The 18,601-nt window shown below is 64.0% G+C and carries 16 protein-coding genes; 6 read left to right on the top strand and 10 right to left on the bottom strand.

Annotated features, from left to right (window positions below):
• Nucleotides 1-49: 49 nt before the first annotated feature.
• From JN280_RS15750 to JN280_RS15720, 7 genes are all read right to left on the bottom strand, one after another.
• Complete coding sequence (locus JN280_RS15750) at nucleotides 50-1,048, bottom strand: branched-chain amino acid ABC transporter permease (RefSeq protein WP_202313393.1); 999 nt, start codon at nucleotides 1,046-1,048, stop codon at nucleotides 50-52.
• Nucleotides 1,045-1,914, bottom strand: a complete 870-nt coding sequence (locus tag JN280_RS15745; RefSeq protein ID WP_202313392.1) for a branched-chain amino acid ABC transporter permease — start codon at nucleotides 1,912-1,914, stop codon at nucleotides 1,045-1,047. The genes JN280_RS15750 and JN280_RS15745 overlap by 4 nt, the downstream gene beginning before the upstream one ends.
• A gap of 119 nt (nucleotides 1,915-2,033) precedes the next feature.
• Nucleotides 2,034-2,726 carry an ABC transporter ATP-binding protein gene (locus JN280_RS15740; RefSeq protein WP_202313391.1) on the bottom strand — a complete coding sequence of 231 codons (693 nt, stop codon included), beginning with the start codon at nucleotides 2,724-2,726 and terminating at the stop codon, nucleotides 2,034-2,036.
• A complete protein-coding gene (locus JN280_RS15735) occupies nucleotides 2,719-3,471 on the bottom strand; it encodes an ABC transporter ATP-binding protein (RefSeq protein WP_202313390.1) in 753 nt (250 codons plus the stop codon). Before JN280_RS15735 ends, JN280_RS15740 begins: the two co-directional genes overlap by 8 nt.
• A 94-nt stretch (nucleotides 3,472-3,565) precedes the next feature.
• Nucleotides 3,566-4,756 carry an ABC transporter substrate-binding protein gene (locus JN280_RS15730; protein WP_202313389.1) on the bottom strand — a complete coding sequence of 397 codons (1,191 nt, stop codon included), beginning with the start codon at nucleotides 4,754-4,756 and terminating at the stop codon, nucleotides 3,566-3,568.
• A 188-nt stretch (nucleotides 4,757-4,944) separates the two neighbouring features.
• Nucleotides 4,945-6,090, bottom strand: coding sequence for an acyl-CoA dehydrogenase family protein (locus JN280_RS15725; RefSeq protein ID WP_202313388.1), 1,146 nt, complete (start codon nucleotides 6,088-6,090; stop codon nucleotides 4,945-4,947).
• Nucleotides 6,087-7,205 (bottom strand): CaiB/BaiF CoA transferase family protein, encoded by a 1,119-nt coding sequence (locus JN280_RS15720; protein ID WP_244743348.1) that lies wholly within the window; start codon nucleotides 7,203-7,205, stop codon nucleotides 6,087-6,089. The genes JN280_RS15725 and JN280_RS15720 overlap by 4 nt, the downstream gene beginning before the upstream one ends.
• Before the next feature lie 173 nt (nucleotides 7,206-7,378).
• Between JN280_RS15720 and JN280_RS15715 the strand changes: the two genes are divergently transcribed.
• Nucleotides 7,379-8,932: a long-chain-fatty-acid--CoA ligase gene (locus JN280_RS15715; RefSeq protein WP_202313386.1), complete on the top strand. Its 1,554-nt coding sequence runs from the start codon at nucleotides 7,379-7,381 to the stop codon at nucleotides 8,930-8,932.
• Nucleotides 8,933-9,023: 91 nt separating this feature from the next.
• On the opposite strand, the gene JN280_RS15710 is transcribed toward JN280_RS15715, so the two are convergent.
• On the bottom strand, nucleotides 9,024-10,379 hold the full coding sequence (locus JN280_RS15710; protein WP_202313384.1) for a sigma-54-dependent transcriptional regulator: 1,356 nt from the start codon (nucleotides 10,377-10,379) through the stop codon (nucleotides 9,024-9,026).
• Nucleotides 10,376-12,217 (bottom strand): sensor histidine kinase, encoded by a 1,842-nt coding sequence (locus tag JN280_RS15705; RefSeq protein WP_202313382.1) that lies wholly within the window; start codon nucleotides 12,215-12,217, stop codon nucleotides 10,376-10,378. The genes JN280_RS15710 and JN280_RS15705 overlap by 4 nt, the downstream gene beginning before the upstream one ends.
• A 223-nt stretch (nucleotides 12,218-12,440) precedes the next feature.
• Here JN280_RS15705 and JN280_RS15700 point away from each other — a divergent pair, with 223 nt between their 5' ends.
• Nucleotides 12,441-13,769, top strand: coding sequence for a dicarboxylate/amino acid:cation symporter (locus JN280_RS15700; protein WP_274609084.1), 1,329 nt, complete (start codon nucleotides 12,441-12,443; stop codon nucleotides 13,767-13,769).
• A 208-nt stretch (nucleotides 13,770-13,977) separates the two neighbouring features.
• Here the strand turns inward: JN280_RS15700 and JN280_RS15695 are convergent, their stop codons facing one another.
• Nucleotides 13,978-14,388, bottom strand: a complete 411-nt coding sequence (locus JN280_RS15695; protein WP_202313378.1) for a VOC family protein — start codon at nucleotides 14,386-14,388, stop codon at nucleotides 13,978-13,980.
• 94 nt (nucleotides 14,389-14,482) lie between these two features.
• On the opposite strand from JN280_RS15695, the gene JN280_RS15690 reads away from it, so the two are divergent.
• The 4 genes from JN280_RS15690 to JN280_RS15675 all read left to right on the top strand — a co-directional run bounded on the left by JN280_RS15690 (nucleotide 14,483) and on the right by JN280_RS15675 (nucleotide 18,570).
• Nucleotides 14,483-15,271, top strand: a complete 789-nt coding sequence (locus tag JN280_RS15690) for an SDR family NAD(P)-dependent oxidoreductase (protein WP_202313376.1) — start codon at nucleotides 14,483-14,485, stop codon at nucleotides 15,269-15,271.
• Nucleotides 15,271-15,762 carry a VOC family protein gene (locus JN280_RS15685; RefSeq protein ID WP_202313374.1) on the top strand — a complete coding sequence of 164 codons (492 nt, stop codon included), beginning with the start codon at nucleotides 15,271-15,273 and terminating at the stop codon, nucleotides 15,760-15,762. Before JN280_RS15690 ends, JN280_RS15685 begins: the two co-directional genes overlap by 1 nt.
• On the top strand, nucleotides 15,750-16,808 hold the full coding sequence (locus JN280_RS15680) for an MDR family NADP-dependent oxidoreductase (protein WP_202313372.1): 1,059 nt from the start codon (nucleotides 15,750-15,752) through the stop codon (nucleotides 16,806-16,808). The genes JN280_RS15685 and JN280_RS15680 overlap by 13 nt, the downstream gene beginning before the upstream one ends.
• A 124-nt stretch (nucleotides 16,809-16,932) precedes the next feature.
• On the top strand, nucleotides 16,933-18,570 hold the full coding sequence (locus JN280_RS15675; RefSeq protein ID WP_202313370.1) for an AMP-binding protein: 1,638 nt from the start codon (nucleotides 16,933-16,935) through the stop codon (nucleotides 18,568-18,570).
• Nucleotides 18,571-18,601: the final 31 nt, after the last annotated feature.

Genomic DNA, 18,601 nt, shown 5'->3' with positions numbered 1-18,601 from the left:
GCATTTTCGAACACGCGGCGTAGGACGCCTGATCTCGTTACATTCCCGACTACAGATGGGCTCGCAATTTCTTCTGCAGTTCCCCCACCAAGCCCTGGCGGAACAGGAGCACGAAGAGCATGAACACGATGCCCTGGATCAGCAGCACCCAGGGTCCGTACGGGGCAAGGAAATGCTCCAGCGACAGGATGATGTAGCTGCCGACGACCGGACCGAAGATCGTGCCGATGCCGCCGACCAGATTGATCAGCACAACCTCGGTCGAGACCACCGTCGAGACGTCGGTGAGCGTGGCGATGCCGAAGATGACCGTCTTCAGCGAGGCTGCAAAACCCGCCATCGCCGCCGAAATCGTGAACGATGCAAGCTTGAATCGATCGATATCGTAGCCGAGCGATTTCGCGCGCTCCGGATTGTTGCGAATGGCGCGCAGCACCTGCCCGAACGGCGAATGGACGATCCTGTTGTAGAAGGCGAGCATGGCGAGCACGATCACCGCCATCAGCCAGTAGAGCGCCATGTTGGACGACAGGTCGACGAGCCCGAGCAGTGTACCTCGCGGAACGGACTGGATGCCGTTCTCGCCGCCCGTGAACGGCGCCTGCATGGCGACGAAATAGACCATCTGCGCGAGTGCCAGCGTGATCATAGCGAAATAGAGGCCTGTGCGCCGGATCGCCACCCAACCGAAGAAGAGGCCCAGGAACGCGGCAAAGATGGTCCCCGTCAGCACCGACAACTCGAAGGGCAGGCCCCATTGGGTCGCCGCGTAGCCGCAAAGATAGGCGCCCATGCCGAAGAAGGCGGCATGACCGAAGCTCATGAGGCCGGTGTAGCCCAGGAGCAGGTTGTAGGCGCAGGCGAAGATGATGAAGCAGTACACCTTCATCAGGAAGATCGGATAGAGGAACAGCGGCGAGATCGCCACGAACGCCGCGAACAGCAGGAAGAAGATCGCGCGGGAGCGGGTAAAGCCTAGAAGTTGTCCGGACTGCGCGCCGCTCTCGCCGGCGGCGCCGCTGATCGGGGTGGAGTGTACGATGCTCATGCTGTTTTCCCGAAGAGGCCGCGCGGACGCAGCACGAGGATGATCACCATTGCGACGAAGATCACGGTCGAGGAGGCCTGCGGGAGCACAGCCTTGGTGAGACCTTCGAGGAGGCCGAGGGCGAGGCCCGTGACGATCGATCCGAAGATGGAGCCCATGCCGCCGATGACGACGACCGCGAAGACGACAATGACGATGCTCGTTCCCATGGACGGATCGACCGAGAGGATCGGCGCGGCCATCACGCCGCCGACCGCCGCCAGCGCGACGCCGGCCGAGTAGGTCAGCGTCAGCATCACCGGCACGTTGATGCCGAAGGCCTGGACGAGGGTCGGATTGTCCGTCGCCGCCCGCAGCTTCGCCCCGAGCGGCGTGCGCTCGATGAGGAACCATGTCGCAAGGCACAGGACGATGCCCGCGACCACCACCCAGGCGCGATAGGTCGGCAGCAGCATGTAGCCAAGGTTGATTGCCCCGCGCAGGCTCGGCGGCACGGAATAGGGCAGCCCCTGCGGCCCGAACGTGATCCGGATGAAGCCTTCCGCGAACAGTGCCAGGCCGAGGGTGAGCAGCAGCCCGTAGAGATGGTCGAGACGGTAGAGATGGCGGATGAGAACCACCTCGACCAATAGTCCGAGCATGCCTACCGCCAGCGGCGCGATGACGATCGCACCCCAGTAGCCGATGCCGAGCCACTGGCCGAGCGCGTAGGCGATGAATGCGCCGAGCATGAAGAACACGCCATGCGCGAAGTTGATGACGCCCAGCAGGCCGAAGATGATCGCAAGGCCGAGCGACAGGATCGCGTAGAAGACCCCGTTCACCAGGCCCAGCGTCATCTGGGTGAGGATCAGGTTGATGTCCATGTCAGACCTCGTCTTCCTCTAAGCAGGTTTGCGTGGCTTCGCCCACGCTTCACCTGCTTAGCCTCTTCTCTTGCCGCAGGTTTTGACGGAAAACCGTGGGACACTTTTCCGAACCCTGCTTAGACCGCTAGAAGCTTGTCGACGCGGCTGATGTTGGCCGCGAACTCGGCGCCTTCGAGACGGTCTACGATCACGCCGTTCTCGATGAGGTAATGGATGTCGGCGAGACCCTCGACGAAGTGCGCATTCTGCTCGACGAGGATGATGGTGTAGCCAAGTGCCTTGATTTCGCGGATCGTGCGCGCGATCTGCTGGACGATCACCGGAGCCAGTCCCTCGGTCGGCTCGTCGAGCAGCAATAGGCGCGCGCCGGTTCGCAGAATGCGCGCGATCGCCAGCATCTGCTGCTCCCCGCCGGAGAGTTGCGTGCCGCGGCTGGATGCTCTTTCCTTGATGTTGGGGAAGAGAGCATAGATGCGATCGATATCCATTCCGCCCTTGGCGACGATTGGCGGAAGGAACAGGTTTTCCGACACGGTGAGCGACGGGAAGATGCCGCGGTCTTCCGGGCAGATGGCGATTCCCTTTCGCGCGATCTGGTCCGGCCGCAACGCCAGGAGATTGACGCCGCCGTAGTTGATGGCGCCCTCCGTCCTGCCCATCATGCCCATGATCGTGCGCATCGTGGTCGTCTTGCCGGCGCCGTTGCGGCCCAGCAGCGAAACGACCTTGCCCGCCGGAACGTCCATGTCGACGCCGTGCAGCACGTGGCTTTCGCCATACCACGCATTGAGGCCGCGGATCTCAAGCATGACCGGCTCCGAGATAGGCCTCGACGACCTTTTCGTCGCGAGACACGTCGCTGTAGATGCCGGAGGCTATCACGCGGCCACGTGCCAGCACGGTGACATGATTGCAGAGCCCCTCGACAACCGAGAGATTGTGCTCGACCATGATCACGGTCCGTCCCTTCGCCACCTTGCGGATCAGTTCCACGACACGGCCGATATCCTCACGGCCCATGCCTGATGTCGGCTCGTCGAGCAGCAGGATCTGCGGGTCGAGCGCCAGCGTCGTGGCGATCTCCAGCGCGCGCTTGCGACCGTAGGGAAGATCGCCCGCGCGCATCTGCGCCCAGTCCGCGAGCCCGAGTTGGTCGAGCAGGTCCAGCGCTGGGCCATGGAGTTGCTCGAGGCTGCGCTCCGAACGCCAGAAGTCGAAATTGGTCCCGCGCTTCTGCTGGAGCGCGAACCGCACATTGGCCAGTGCGGTGAAGTCCGGGAAGATGGACGAGATCTGATAGGAACGGACTATGCCGCGACGGGCGATCTCGTCCATCGGAAGACCTGATATGCGAGAGCCGCGCAGGCTGATCTCGCCCGACGTGAGCGGCAGGCTTCCGGTCAATAGATTGAAGCAGGTCGTCTTGCCCGCGCCATTCGGGCCGATGAGGGCGTGAATTTCGCCCTCGGCTATGTCGAGGTCAACACCGTCCACCGCCCTGAAGGCGCCGAAACTCTTCGTGATGCCTCGAACCCTGAGTACCGCGTCCGTCAACCGTTCCTCCTCGGTTTTCGCAACCCGCGCCGTCCCGGTTCGCAAGGACGGCAAGGTATTCCGGGGAAGGACCACCTCCCCCGGAAGCCCGGTTTTAACCCTTGACCAGCGGGCACTTGCTGTCCGACAGGGGCGGAGCAATCTTGTCGGCGTCGATCTTGCCCGTGATCTTCATGAAGTCCCAGTCGCCGGTGCTCTCCTGCGGGGTCTTGGTGATGTAGGAATACATCGGGCGCATCGTGCGGCCGTCCTCGCGGATCGTGGCGGTGTCGCCATTGATCATCTGGATCGGCATCTCGCGCATCTTCTTGACGACCTCGGTGGCGTCCTTCTTGCCGACTTCCTTCATCGCCTTCAGGTAATGGGTGATGAACTCGTAGTGCATCGCGTTGGTGAAGGTCGGCGGACGGCTGTAGCGCTCCTGGTAGCGCTTGGAGAATTCGCGCGTCTTGTCGTTCTGGTCCCAGTAGAACTGGATCGCGCTCTCAACATTCTGAAAGCTGTCGAGCCCGGCCGCCTTGATGTCGGTGTCGCCGAGAAAGTATGGCGCCAGCGGAATGTCCAGCCCGAACTCCTGCGCCTGCTTGGCGATGGCCACCTGCCAGGCGCCGAACGTCGCCAGCCCGATCGTCTCGGCGCCTTTCGACTTTGCCTCGAGCAGGAATGCGGAGAAGTCGGTCGTCTGCGGCGAGTGCTTGGAGGCGCCGAGGAACTCGCCACCCGCTTCCTTGATCGCATCCTCGCCCTTGGCCTGGACATCCTGGCCGAACGCATAGTCGACCGTGATGTAGTACCACTTCTTGCGGCCGGCCTCGATAAGAGGAATCGTGATGGCGCGTGACAGCCCGTAGCTGTCCATCAGCATCTGGACCTGGTTGGGTCCGCACTTCTCGTTGGTGAGCGCGGTGCTGGACGCGCCGTGGACATAGGCTATGTTCTTGTCGCGCACGAGGTCGGATACGGCAAGCGCAACCGCCGACTGGTCGACGCTGAACAGCAGGTCCACCTTGTCTTTGTCGACCCACTCGCGGGCGATGCCGAGCCCGACATCGGGCTTCGACAGATGATCGGCCACATTCAGCACGATCTTCTCGCCGTTCACCTCGCCGCCGAAATCGTCGATCGCCATCTCGATCGCGCGCTGGCTGGACTCGCCGGTCAGCACGGATGTCGGGCCCGACATGTCGGACAGATAAAGAATGTTCACGTCGGCAACGGCCGGCAAAGCCGTCACGGTGACTGCCACGCCCGACAGGATTGCTGCCTTGAGTTTTCTGAACGCCATAGTGCTTCCTCCCTCACTAAGGATATTTTCTTCAGCTTCGCCCGACCCGGCCCGCCAAAGGCGCGTCCAGACACGATTCAATGTGCCAACACCGTCTGGAAGCTCATCATACAGTAGCGTATCTTTTTTAAATACGCCAACAAAAAATGTGCTAGCTTATTAATTGTTCAGCGCTGAACAACCGGTCTTCAGTAGGGGACGGCGGCGCGCCCGATTTTTTGTCGCGCGATGATCTGCTTCATCACTCCGGCGGTGCCGTCGCCGATCTGCAGGCCCATGACGTCGCGCATGCGCTGCTGGTGCGGAAGGTCGAAGGAATAGCCGTAGTGGCCGGTGGCGAGCAGGCAGTTGTGGATCACCTCCATCGCGTGCTTGGGACCCATCCATTTGCACATCGCGGCCTCCGACGTGTGCGGCATTCCGGCCTCGCGCAGTTGCAGCGTATGATAGGCCAGCTGTCGGATCGCCTCGATGATGGACTCGCCCTCGGCAAGCGGAAAGCTCACCCCCTGGAACTGCCCGATCGGCCGGCCGAAGGCCTGACGGTCCTTCACGTAAGCCCATGCCTCATCGAGCGAGGCTTTCGCGGCGCCTGCGCATTCGAGCGCGATGAGCGCGCGCGAATAGTCGAAGCCGTGCATGACCTGCGTGAAGCCGGTCCCTTCCGGCCCGAGCCTGTATTCTTCCGGGAGCACGACGTCCTCGAAGAACAGGGATCCCCGACCGACGACCCGGTGGCCGATGTCGTTGAACTTGAGCCGGGCAATCCCGGGCGTGCCCTCGGGGATGAAGAAGGCCGACACGCCTTTCGCACCGTCTTCCGGACGGCCCGTGCGAGCGAACACCAGGAAGATGTCGGCGCAATCGGCAAAGGTGATCGACGTCTTCTCGCCCGTGAGCACATAGTCGCCGCCGCGCCTGCGCGCCCTCAGTTCGATGCGCGCCGCGTCGGATCCGCCGCGCGGCTCGGTGAGGCAGATCGCCATCAGCTTCTCGCCGGCAATCATCTTCGGCACCCACTCCCGCGCGATCGCCTTGGGCGCGTACTGCAGCAGGACGGCGGCGTTGAGCGAGACATTGACAGGCAGCGCCGACATGTTGAAATCACCATAGGCAAGCGCCTCCGCCACGAGGCCGGTGGTGATGGAGGTCTGACCCAGCCCTCCCAGTTCCTCCGGCAGATCGGTTCCGATGAAGCCGAGCGAACCCATCTCGCGAGCGAGGTCGCGGTCGAACGGCTGGTTCTCGCGCTTCTGGTAGCCGGGAAGCAGGACCTCCCTGGCAAACCGGTCCGCGGCCTCCCTGAGCGCAGTCTGGTCGTCGTTGAAGATCATGCTTTCCTCGTCAGTTCGATTCCCCAGTCGGCGAGCACGGCGCTCGTGTCGGCGCCGGGCTCGGGCGCGGCATTGCGCAGGCTGCCGGGCGTTGTAGAGAGGCGCGGCGCCGGCGCCGGATAGTTGAGCCCGCCGAATTCGGCGAAGGTGCCCCGCGCCTGCATCTGTGGGTGGCTCCAGGCCTCGTCGATCGACAGCACCGGCGCGAAGCAGGCGTCCCTGCCCTTCATGCGCTCTTCCCATTCGGCGCGGGTGCGCATCGCGAAGACTTGTGCGAACCGCTGCCGCAGGAAAGGCCAGTTTGAGCGGTCGTCACGGTCGGGCAATTGCGCGGGATCGATCTCGAGAGCCTCGAGAAGATTCGCATAGAACTGTGGCTCCATGGCACCGACGGAAACGAACCTGCCGTCCTTGGTCGCATAGGTGCCGAAATAGTGCGCGCCTCCATCAACGATGTTGTCTTGCCGGCGGCCCGACCAGCTGCTCTGCTGGCGAAAGGCGTGGAAAGCGGACATGAGCTGGGAAACGCCGTCCAGCATGGCGCAGTCCACCACCTGGCCCTGGCCGGTCTCCCGTGCATGGAGCAGCGCCATGAGGATGCCTGCGACAAGGAACATTCCCCCGCCGCCGAGATCCGCCACCAGATTCAGGGGCGGCGGAGGCGGCAACTCGGCGGAGCCGATGGAATGGAGCGCGCCGGTCAGGGCCAGATAGTTGATGTCATGGCCCGCTTCCTGTGCGTAAGGGCCGTCCTGACCCCAGCCGGTCATACGCGCGAAGACCAGACGCGGGTTGATTTCCAGACATGGCTCGGGCCCGAGCCCCAACCGCTCGACGACACCGGGCCGATAGCCCTCGACGAGAACATCCGCCCTGGCGATCATCGCCTTCGCCGTCGCCATGCCTTCCGAAGACTTCAGGTCGAGCGCGACGGAGCGCTTGTTGCGCATATAGAAGTCGTATGCCCGCGGAATGTCGGGTTCCCACCCAGATGCCGGCGACCGGTCGATCAGCACGACGTCCGCGCCGAAATCCGCCAGGATGGCACATGCGAAAGGCGCCGGCCCCTGTCCCGCCAGTTCGACGACTCTGACCCCGGTGAGCGGTCCGTGCACGGTTGACCTCAATTTGTTCGCTATAATACTGTAATCATGCTAACTGTAATTGAAACGACGCGCAAGCCGCGCGGCCGCTTATCGGGAGGCAATGCGCCGCCACGACGCCCGAAAGCGACGTGTGAGGCCAAAGCCGACATGCGGCCGGCTGGTTCGGCGATGGAGGAGGACAGATGCAGATCACCCAGTTCGTACGGCAGGCGACGACGCTCAATCCCCAAGGAACCGCAACGGTCTATGGCGAACGTCGCCGAAGCTGGACGGAGTTCGCTGAACGTACCGCCAGGCTGGCAGCCGCACTGAAGAAGCTCGGCCTGGCGGCGGGCGATTTCGTGGCCGTCCTGTCCATGAATTCCGACCGGTATGTCGAACTCTTCTACGCCATTCCTCATGCCGGCGGCTGCTTCGCGCCGATGAACGTCCGCTGGTCGAAAGCCGAAAATGCCTATGCCCTGAAGGACTGCGGCGCGAAGGTTCTCTTCGTCGGGACGGACTTCGTCGGGCAGGCGCGTGAACTCGCAAGGGAACTTCCGCTCGAGGCGCTGATCTATATGGGCGAGGGTGGTACGCCCGAGGACATGCTGTCCTACGAAGACCTCATTGCGGCCAGCGAGCCCGCGGAAGACGCCGGGCGGACGGGAGAGGACCTCTACGCCGTGTTCTACACCGGCGGCACCACCGGCGACCCGAAGGGGGTCGCGTTCACGCACCAGGCTCTCACCCAGGCGACCGTCGCCTATCTCGCCATGCTGCCTGATATCGAGGATCTCAGCTTCGCCTATGTCGGCGGCTTCTTCCATTTCTCCGCCGCGAACGCCGCCCTCTACATCACGCTGTGCGCCGGCACGCACGTCGTCCTGCCCAAGTTCGAGCCGGTCGCGATGATGCAGGCCATTAGCGAACACGGTGTCACGAATGCCGTCATGGTGCCGACCATGATCACGATGATGCTCAACCACCCGGACTTCGACCGCTACGACCTTTCGAGCCTGCGCACGCTCGTCTATGGCGGCTCGCCGATGCCGCGTGAATTGATGGCTGAGGCTGCGCGCAAGCTGCCTGGCTGGCGCTTCTACCAGATCTACGGGATGACCGAGACCGGCGGTTTCGCGACCATGCTTCGCTGGCGCGACCACGTCTTCGACGGGCCGAGGGCTCATCGCATCGCCGCCTGCGGCCAACCGGCGCCCGGTGTCGAAATTCGCATCGTCGACCCGGATGGCCACGATCTGCCGCGCGGCGAACTCGGCGAGATCGCGATGCGATCCGACTATTTGATGCGGGAGTATCTGGGCAAGCCCGAACAAACGGCCGCCGCGCTACGCGACGGCTGGATGTTCTCGGGAGACGCCGGTTACATGGACAAGGATGGTTACCTATATGTAGCCGACCGCGTGAAGGACATGATCGTGACCGGCGGAGAGAACGTCTTTTCCATCGAGGTGGAGCGAGCGCTCTACAGCCACCCGTCCGTCATGCAGGCGTCGGTGGTCGGCGTGCCGTCGGAGGAATGGGGCGAAGCGGTGCACGGCATCGTCGTCCTCAAGCCCGGCCAGACCGCGACCGATGTCGAGCTGATCGCCCATTGCCGCAAACATATCGGCGGCTACAAATGCCCCAAAGGGATCACCTTCCGCGACGAACCGCTGCCGGTCGGTCCGGCGGGCAAGGTGCAGAAAAACGTCCTTCGCGCTCCGTTCTGGGAAGGCCGCACGAAGAAGATCTGAAGCATCTCTCCCCAAAAACATGCAGCGGTTTCGGGAAAAGGGACATGCGCTGGATCGACGTACCGCAAGCCGCGGAACTGGCGCCAGCGCGTCACGCCTCGCCTTTGCCCGAAAAGTCCCGCCGGACGATCCCATGACGCTGGAGCTTATCGTAGAAGGTCTTGCGCGGAATACCCAGGGCGGCGATCGTTTCCTGGACATCCCCGCCATGGGCCGAAAGCGTGTCGCGGATGATCTCCGCCTCCAGCCGCTCCAGACGTTCGGGAAGCGTGCCGGAATCGCTCGTACCGTGCGTGCCCGCCGCCGGCGCGGCGGCTTTCGGCACCAGGCCCAGGACGGCACGCTCGGCGAAATGGTAGAGCTCGCGCACGTTGCCGGGCCAATCGTGCTCGCCGAGGTGCCGCAGAATTTCGTCCGAAAGCGCGGGCGCTTCGCGTTGGAAGCGCCGCGCGGCGCGCTCGGCGAAATAGCTGAAGAGAAGCGGAACATCCTCCCGACGCTCGCGCAGAGGCGGTATGGAAAGCGAGACGACGTTCAGGCGATAGTAGAGATCCTCCCGGAACGTCTTTCGCTGTCCGGGATCGGCGAGATCGACCTTGGCCGCCGCGACGATGCGGATGTCGACCGGCCGCACCTCGTTCGTGCCGAGCGGCGTCACTTCCCGCATTTCGAGCACGCGCAACATCTGGATCTGCGTGGAAGGCGGCATGCTTTCCAGTTCATCGAGGAACAGCGTGCCACCGCTCGAATGCTCGATGCGGCCGATGCGCTTCTTCTGGGCGCCCGTGAAGGCGCCCGGCTCGTGACCGAAGAGTTCGCTTTCGATTACCTGTTCCGGCAGCGCGCCACAGTTGAGCGCGACGAAATTGCCCTTGGAGCGGCGGCTCCACCCGTGCAGAAGTCGCGCCACGACCTCCTTGCCGCTGCCCGTCTCGCCGGTCACCAGCACGTCGACATCGGTATCGGCGATCTGGCGCAGCATCTGGCGCAGACGGTCCATGACAGGCGTCTGGCCGATCAGCGGAAAGTCTTCCTCCGCCTGCCGCGCCGCTTCCTTCAGGCGGCGGTTTTCCATCACTAGGCCGCGCTTTTCGGCGGCGCGTCGCACGCACTGGATCAGCCGCTCGGCGGGAAAGGGTTTGGCGATGAAGTCGTAGACGCCGTCCTGGATCGCCTTGACGGCGGTGGGGATGTCTCCGTGACCGGTCACGAGGACCACCGGAATCTCCGCATCGACGTCGCGGATGCGCTCGAAAAGCTGGAGCCCGTCAATGCCCGGCATACGGATATCGGAGACCACGACGCCGGCGAAGTTCATATCGACGAGGCTGAGCCCCTCGGCGGCCGAACCGAGCGCGGTAACGTCGAAGCCGGCCAGTTCCAGCGTCTGTGCCGTGGCACGCAGGAGTTGCCTGTCGTCGTCAATCAGAAGGACGGGCGAGGTCATGCTTGGGCCTTTCGCAGATGGACCCTGAAGCGGGCGCCGCGCATATCCGTTTCGACCTCCAGCCGCCCGCCATAGTCGGCGACGATGTCCTTGGCGATGACGAGGCCGAGCCCAAGGCCCTTTTCCTTGGAGGTGTTGAAGGGTTCGAAGAGCGAGGCCAGGATGGCGGGGGAAATGCCTGGGCCGTTGTCGGCCACCGTGGCGACGACCTCCGCATCCACGACCGCGACCGAGACGTCGACCCGGCCGTCGGCCTTGTCCTCGACGGCCTCCAGCGCATTCTGGAAGAGGTTGATGAAGACCTGTTCGAGCCGCAGCCGATTGCCCATGACGTCAAGGCCCCCGGGCATGGGAGCGATGGCCAGGCGGTCGAGCCGGCCGGTGAAGCGGCTGCGCAGCAGCATGACCGCGCCGTCGACGATTTCCCGCAGTTCGACCGCCTCCTCGCCGGAGCGGCCCTTGCGGGCGAGCGCCTTGAGATCCTCCGTGATCTTGGCGATCCGTTCGGTCAGATCCGCGATGAGGCCGAGATTTTCGAGCACGGGCTCCGGCCTGCTGCGCGCCAGAAAGACCTTCGAATTGTCGGCATAGGCGCGGATGGTGGCGAGCGGCTGGTTGATTTCATGCGCGACGCCGGCCGCGATCTGGCCGAGGATCGCCAGGCGGTTGGCTTGCACGAGATCCTGCTGCACGGCCTGGAGCCTGGTTTCGGTTTCGCGATGATCGACGATTTCGGCCTGCAGGCGGTCGCGGGCGAGGCTCAAGTCTCGTGTCCGCGCGTCCACACGGCGTTCGAGCTCTTCGCGGGCGGCCTGATCGCGGGCGGCGTCGGCGAGCGCCGTCTGGCGGCGGCGCAGCCAGATCGCGGCGGCGAGCGTGATCGCTCCGATCGCGAGCAGAGCCGCCAGCCTTGCTTCGCGCATGCCGGCGGCGATCGCGCCGGCGACCGGCACGAGATATTCAAACTGCCAGGGCGTCGAGGCGACGGGCGCGGCGACACGCAGATAGGATTCTGCCCCGCCGCCCGGCAGTATCGCGCGGATGAGGTCGGTTGCGCCGGCCCGCTCGAAGGGCAACTGCGCCAGCGGGGCTTCGCCGAACTGGAGGCTTTCCCGGATGGCGGTGAGGCTTTCCGACGGCAGCGGCTCGGTGGTCATGAAACGCCAGGAAGGGATGCTGGTGATCAGCACCACGTGATCGGCATCGACGACATAGGACGGGCGCTGCGTCTCCTGCCAGTCCTGTTCCAGCCGGTCGAACTCCATCTTGGCGACGACCACGCCGAGGGGTGACGTAGCCGGGCCGATCCTGTGAGAGATGTAGAGGCCGGGCCGTTTGCTGACCGAGCCCATGGCAAACTGCTCGGCGGTTCCCGCCTTCATCGCATCGGAAAAATAGGCGCGGAACAAATAGTTGCTGCCGACGAAGCTCGTCGGCTCCCGCCAGTTGCTGGCCGCGATCGCCATCCCCTTGCTGTCGATGACGTAGATCACCGCTGCGCTCGTGCCGGCCACCAGCTCTTCGAGCTTGCGGTCGAGCAACGCACGTCCGGCAGGGTCGGCACCGGTCAGGGCGTTCTCCACATCCGGGTCGCGGGCAAGAAGGAATGGCAGGGCGCGCGGGCGCTCCAGGACGGCCCGCAGCAGGGCAACTTTCAGGTTCGCCTCGGTCCGGCCCTGCTCTCGCAGCGTCGAGAGCGCTGCCGACCGGCCGTATATCCCGGCTCCATAAAGCGCTGCGATCGACATGAGCAGCAGGGCGATGGCGAACACGAGCCACTGGCGCCGCGCCGCGCGGGAGAGGTCGGTCGAGATGCCGGTCGTCGTGGCCCTGATCATCGGCGATTTTGAGCATGAAACCGCACGCAACGCCATCCACGATGTGCGGAAATTCGCACAGCGGTATCGCCGCGCTTCATGCAGCCAGCGAGATATATCAAATTATCCAATGGCTTATCGAAATGAGCGCTGGTTGGCACGCGGCTTGCTCACGTCCTTTTCGATTGCAGCAAGCCACCCCGGGAAGAGCCGGTTTCCGGTCGGGGTGCGAAAGGAGGAAGCCGTGCACATCTCGCCTGCCGTCACGCAAACGCGTGCCCCCCTGCCGTTCTATCGTCACCTCTATGTCCAGGTGATCGTGGCCATCGTCGCCGGCATGCTCGTCGGCCATTATTATCCCGATTTCGGCGCCGGCCTCAAACCGCTCGGCGACGCGTTCATCAAGCTCGTCAAGATGATCATCGCCCCGGTGATCTTCCTGACGGTCGCGACCGGCATCGCCGGAATGTCCGATCTCAAGAAGGTCGGGCGCGTGGCCGGCAAGGCCATGCTCTATTTCCTGACCTTCTCCACGCTCGCGCTCGCCGTCGGCCTGGTGGTCGCCAACGTCATCCAGCCGGGCGCGGGCATGCATATCGATCCCGCCTCGCTCGATGCCGACGCCGTCGCGACCTATGCGACCAAGGCGCATGAATCGACCATCACCGGCTTCCTGATGAATATCATCCCGCAGACCATGGTCGGCGCGTTCGCCGAAGGCGACATCTTGCAGGTCCTGTTCCTTTCGGTCCTTTTCGGCATCGCGCTCGGCATGGTCGGCGAGCAGGCAAAACCGGTCGTCGATTTCCTGCAGGCGCTGACGACCCCGATCTTCCGGCTGGTCGCCATACTGATGAAGGCCGCGCCCATCGGCGCATTCGGCGCCATGGCCTTCACCATCGGCAAATATGGCATCGGCTCGGTGGCCAACCTCGCCTTCCTGATCGCCACCTTCTACATCACCGCATTCCTGTTCGTCTTCGTGGTTCTGGGCGCGGTCGCCAGATACAACGGCTTCTCGATCCTGGCGCTCATCCGCTACATCAAAGAGGAGTTGCTCCTCGTGCTCGGCACCTCGTCGTCCGAGGCGGCACTGCCGGCGCTGATGCAAAAGATGGAACGGGCCGGCTGCAAGCGCTCGGTCGTCGGCCTCGTCATTCCGACGGGCTATTCGTTCAATCTCGACGGCACCAACATCTATATGACCCTCGCCGCGCTCTTCATCGCGCAGGCGGTCGACATTCCGCTGTCTCTGGGCGACCAGCTGCTGCTCCTGCTCGTCGCGATGCTGAGCTCCAAGGGAGCCGCCGGCATCACCGGCGCCGGCTTCATCACGCTGGCCGCGACGCTCTCGGTGGTTCCCTCCGTGCCTGTCGCCGGCATGGCTCTCATCCTCGGTATCGACCGCTTCATGTCGGAATGCCGGGCGCTCACGAACTTCATCGGCAATGCCGTCGCGACGATCGTCGTCGCCCGGTGGGAAAACGAACTCGACCTGGCGAAGCTGAACGACGCGCTCGGGGGCGGCGGGCAAACGCCGGTGGAAACACCCGCCTTGCAGCCGGCAGAGTAGACAGACCCGTTCGGTTGCGTCCCAGACGGATCAACCCCGCCCGCGGGGTTGATCTTGCAGCTTTTCGTGAACCGCGCGGAAACCGGGAAGCCACAGGCGCTAGAGCAATTCCAGCAATGCGCGCAGCGGTTTTGCGTCCGGAATTGCGTGAAAAACAAAGAGTTAGCATTTCTCCGATTCGAAGGATTCGAAGAAAGGCGGAAAAGCTCTATCGGCCCTCGTCGAACACGAAGCGCGCCACCTCGCCTTTCGGGCACAGCTCGACGATCGTGCCGTGGCCGTCGCCCTTGGTGATCCAGCCCCGATGCAGCGGCAGGTTCTCCGTAGGCTTCTGGTGATGGGCCTTGATGCCTGCCGCCTTCAGCCGCGCGATCTCGGCTTCCAGGTCCTCGACCTCGAGCGCGACCACGACGTCCCCGTTCTTCATCTCGCTCTTGCCGGTCGCCTCGACGAGTTCGATGGGCAGGCCGCCTTGTTTGTGGAAGAACGCGAGCCGGAGCCCGAGTTCGGGTACCTCCTTGATGATGGGAGCCCCCTGCCCGATGAGCGCCTCGTAGAATGGAAGCGCCTTGTCGAGGCTCTCGACGAAGATGCCGATGTGGTCGAGCTTTCCAGTCACCGCATTTCTCCTCCTCAAAAACAGATAGCTAGTTTACTTTCATCTTGCGTACTTTACAATGCGCGCGACACATGAAACGCAAAGGGAGGAGCGCATGGGTCGTCTCGATGGACGCCGCGCGATCATCACCGGTGGCGGCAGCGGCATCGGCCGCGCCGGCGCCGCGCGGCTCGCGCAGGAGGGCGCCCGCGTCATGGTGGTCGGCCGGCGGGAGGCCCCTCTGAAGGAAACGGTTGCGCTCGTGACCGAGGCGGGCGGGACGTGCATCCATCATGTCGCCGACGCAGGCGACGAGGCCGGCATCGCGGCCGCGATCGACCGGTGCGCGGCAGAACTCGGCGGGCTCGAGATCTTCTTTGCCAATGCCGGCAACACCGACTCGGTAAAGCCCTTCCTGGAGCAGACGGCCGAGCAATGGGAAGGCATGTTCCGCGACAATGTCGTCACCGCCTTCATCGCCTGCAAGCTTGCAGGCAGATACATGGCCGAGCATGGCGGCGGGTCGATCATCCTCAACTCGTCCACCGGCTCGCTGCGCGCGCGCGGCGGCACCGAGGCCTACGGGGCGGCCAAAGCCGGCGTGAACCATCTCACCATGACGGCGGCATGCGCCTTCGCGGGCAGGAAAGTGCGCGTCAATGCGATCCTGCCCGGCCTCACCGAGACCGGCCTGACGAAGCCGATGTTCGATTGGGCGCGCAAGTCGGGAAAGGAGGACCGCCTCGGCATGCTGACGCCCATGCAGCGGCCGGGCCATGTCGACGACATGGCCGCGGTGGTCGCGTTCCTGGCCTCGGACGACGCGGCCTATGTCGACGGCCAGTTGATCCCGGTCGACGGCGGCATCTCGGCCACCCACCCCGCCGGAAAGTTCGTCTACTGATGATGCGCTTCCACCATATGGGCGTCTTCGTCTCGGATATCGACGAGGCGCTTCGCCTGTGGATCGACGTCCTCGGCTTCACCCTAACCCATCGCGGGTTCATTCCCGACGGCCGCAGGGGCCAGTCCGGCACACGCATGCCGGCGGAAACGCTGGATGACATCTTCGGCGTCGAGGGCGCCCGTTCCGAGATGGCGCTGCTCACCTCGTCCGACGGGGCCATGATCGAGCTTCAGAGTCCGCTCGTGCCGAAAATCGAGAGAACGCCGCCGCAGAACCTCCGATACCGTCATACCGGCATCCACGAACTCGGCTTCCAGGTGGAGGATATCGACGGCTGGTTCGAAAGGATCCGCGCGGCCGGCTACGAGACGCAGACCAACTATGTCTGGCCATGGGCCATCAACGGCAAGTCCTTCCTGTTCTACGATCAGGACGGCAATCTCATCCAGTTTTGTGAGCAGAAAGGAACGTCCTCATGGCGACCCTGAACCGTCGCTGGGTCTACGCGCGCATGCTCGAAGGGCAGCTTTCAGCATCGAACTTCGAGCGTCGCGATGAGCCTGCTCCCCAGCTCCGTCAGGGTCAGGCACTGGTTCGCGTGCGGCTCGTGTCGATCGATCCGGCAAACCGGCTCTACTTCGCCATGCAGGCCTATCGCCCGCAGCTTGCCCCTGATGACGTCATGGCCGGCTTCGGTATCGGCGAGGTGGTCGAGAGCACGGACCCGCGGTTCCGGCCGGGCGATCTCTGGCATGGCGATTTCGGCTGGCAGGACTATGCCGTCATCAACTCCTACGACCGCCACGAATATTGGCATCGATGCAGCGAAGGGTATAAGGAATCGGATCTCATCGGCGTTCTCGGCATCACCGGCATGACTGCGTGGTTCGGTGTGGAGGAGGTCTTGCGACCGCAAGCGGGTGAGACGGCGGTCGTGGCCGGCGCCACGGGCGCCTGCGGCTCCCTCATCGCCCAATTGCTGAAGCTCAAGGGCTGCCGGGTGATCGGCATCGGCGGCGGTCCGGAGAAGTGCCGTTGGCTGCTTGACGAACTGGGCCTCGACGCAGCGGTGGACTACCGCGCGCCTGATATGGCCGCGGCACTTCATGCGGCATGCCCGTCAGGGGTCCAGCTCTATTCCGATGCGGTCGGCGGCGATGTCAGCCGCGCGGTCCTGCCGCTGATGGGCCGCGGCGGGCGCTGGTATCACTTCGGCAACCTCTCCGCCTATGGCGATGCGCGTCCGGGCGCTCCGGCGGAAAGGCACGATTCCTTCATGTCGGACGGGCTGCGCGCACATTGCCGCCAGGAGGGGCTAAAGCCGCGATTCCTGTTGGTGTTCGATCACTATTGCCGCCGGCTCGAGGCCGAGGCCCAGCTCGCACGGCTCCTCCAGGACGGACGGCTGGTCGCTCCTTCCACGGAGATCGCCGGGTTCGAAGGCCTGCCCGGCGCGCTCATCGGCGCTGGCGGCCCCGGGAAGATCGGCAAGCTCAACGTCCGCATATCGAGCGATCACGCCGCATCGGCATAGCGCGCAATGTCGCCGACGCTTGACGCAGATCAATCTAATGTGGTTTAGTATCGTAATCTAGATTACTATACCTCGCGATCCGAAGAGGAAACGGATCGGAGGCGAGCCCAGGGAGGAGAAGGCCGTGGCCGAACAATTCGACCTCGCAGCCCATGCCAGGAAGATGCGCGAGCAAGGCTGGTGGCAGGACAAGACGCTCGATGACCTTCTGGAGCGCGCGATCGCGGCAGCGCCTGACAAGAAGGCCATCGTCAGCTATCGCGTGGACAAAGGCTTCGATCGTCCCTTCAAGACGCTGACCTATCGGGAACTCGGCAACGCCGTCGCCAAAGCCGCCGGCGCCTTCAGGGCGATGGGGATCGGCAAGGGCGATGTCGTGGCGATGATGCTGCCCAACTGGTGGGAGTTCGTGGTGACGGCCTATGCCCTGGCGCGCATCGGCGCCGTCGGCAACCCGCTGATGCACATCTTCAGGGAACGAGAATTGCGCTTCATGCTCGGATTTGCCGACACGAAGGCGATCATCATTCCCAAGGTCTTCCGCGGCCACGATTTCGAGGTCATGCTCGACGGGTTGAAGCCGGACCTGCCGAAGCTGCAACACATCATCGTCGTCGACGGTGACGACAAGCGTTCCTTCGACAAGCTCGTCATGAACTCCGGCGCTTCGCCGGTCTCTGCCGCAGAAGGCACGCCGTCGGCGACCGACGCGATGGCGGTGCTGATGTACACCTCCGGTACCACGGGCGAGCCGAAGGGCGTGATGCACTCTTTCAACACGCTGATCGCCTGCGCGAAGGCGCTCGGAACGCGCCTCGCCCTCGATGCGGACGACGTGCATTTCGGCTCGACCCCGTTCGGCCACATGACCGGCTATGCGGCCGTGATGGTCCAGGCGCTCTATTACGGCAGCACAGTCGTTTTCCCGGATGTCTGGGAGCCAAAGGCAGGCGTCGCGATAATGGCACGCGAAGGCGTGACCCACATGGCCGCGGCAACGCCGTTCCTGGCCGACATCTGCCGTCTCATCGAAGAGGGTGCCGACAAGCCCCGGCTCACGACCTTCCTGTGTGCCGGCGCGCCGATCCCTCCCGTGTTCATCGAGAACGCAAAAAGGCAGATGGGTCTCGACGTCTCCTCGTGCTGGGGCATGACCGAGAGCCTTGGCGGATCGCTCACGGAGCCGGATCGCGCGGCGGTCAAGTCTGTGTCGAGCGACGGCCGCCCGGTGGACGGCGTCGAGGTGCTCATCGCCGACGAGAAGCTCAACCCGATGCCGGCGGGCAAGACCGGCCGGCTCTATTTCCGCGGAGCACAGCAGTTCATCGGCTACTACAAGAAGCCGGGTCTCGACGGTCGCGGCCCGGAAGGCTGGTTCGACACGGGCGACCTCGCCTATATGGACGAGGAAGGCTACATTCGGATCGATGGCCGCACCAAGGACATCATCATCCGTGGCGGCGAGAATGTGCCGGTCGTGGAGATCGAGGCGATCCTCTATCGCCATCCGCGTGTCGCGGATGCCGCCGTGGTCGGCTACCCCGACAGCCGCATGGGAGAGCGGGGCTGTGCATTCCTTGTCCTCAAGGACAGCAGCGGGTTCTCCATGGACGAATTGCGCGAGTGGATGGGCCAGAGCGGCGCAGCCAAGCAGTATTGGCCGGAAGCCGTCGAGATCGTCGACGCCATGCCGCGCACGGCATCCGGGAAGATCCAGAAGTTCGTCCTGCGCGAGAAGGCCGCCAGGCACTCAGACGCCTGACGGCCCACGCCACATCACCGACTTTTCAGGG

It is taken from the genome of Mesorhizobium sp. L-8-10 (genome assembly GCF_016756635.1).
In the GTDB taxonomy this organism is placed as follows: domain Bacteria; phylum Pseudomonadota; class Alphaproteobacteria; order Rhizobiales; family Rhizobiaceae.
This window is presented reverse-complemented; position numbering and strand designations above follow the sequence as displayed.

Coding starts and splice junctions, on each gene's coding strand:
- JN280_RS15725 (WP_202313388.1), bottom strand. CDS start 6,090: ATGATCTTCAACGACGACCAGACTGCGCTCAGGGAGGCCGCGGACCGG.
- JN280_RS15715 (WP_202313386.1), top strand. CDS start 7,379: ATGCAGATCACCCAGTTCGTACGGCAGGCGACGACGCTCAATCCCCAA.
- JN280_RS15690 (WP_202313376.1), top strand. CDS start 14,483: ATGGGTCGTCTCGATGGACGCCGCGCGATCATCACCGGTGGCGGCAGC.
- JN280_RS15685 (WP_202313374.1), top strand. CDS start 15,271: ATGATGCGCTTCCACCATATGGGCGTCTTCGTCTCGGATATCGACGAG.
- JN280_RS15705 (WP_202313382.1), bottom strand. CDS start 12,217: ATGATCAGGGCCACGACGACCGGCATCTCGACCGACCTCTCCCGCGCG.
- JN280_RS15750 (WP_202313393.1), bottom strand. CDS start 1,048: ATGAGCATCGTACACTCCACCCCGATCAGCGGCGCCGCCGGCGAGAGC.
- JN280_RS15680 (WP_202313372.1), top strand. CDS start 15,750: ATGGCGACCCTGAACCGTCGCTGGGTCTACGCGCGCATGCTCGAAGGG.
- JN280_RS15745 (WP_202313392.1), bottom strand. CDS start 1,914: ATGGACATCAACCTGATCCTCACCCAGATGACGCTGGGCCTGGTGAAC.
- JN280_RS15710 (WP_202313384.1), bottom strand. CDS start 10,379: ATGACCTCGCCCGTCCTTCTGATTGACGACGACAGGCAACTCCTGCGT.
- JN280_RS15730 (WP_202313389.1), bottom strand. CDS start 4,756: ATGGCGTTCAGAAAACTCAAGGCAGCAATCCTGTCGGGCGTGGCAGTC.
- JN280_RS15740 (WP_202313391.1), bottom strand. CDS start 2,726: ATGCTTGAGATCCGCGGCCTCAATGCGTGGTATGGCGAAAGCCACGTG.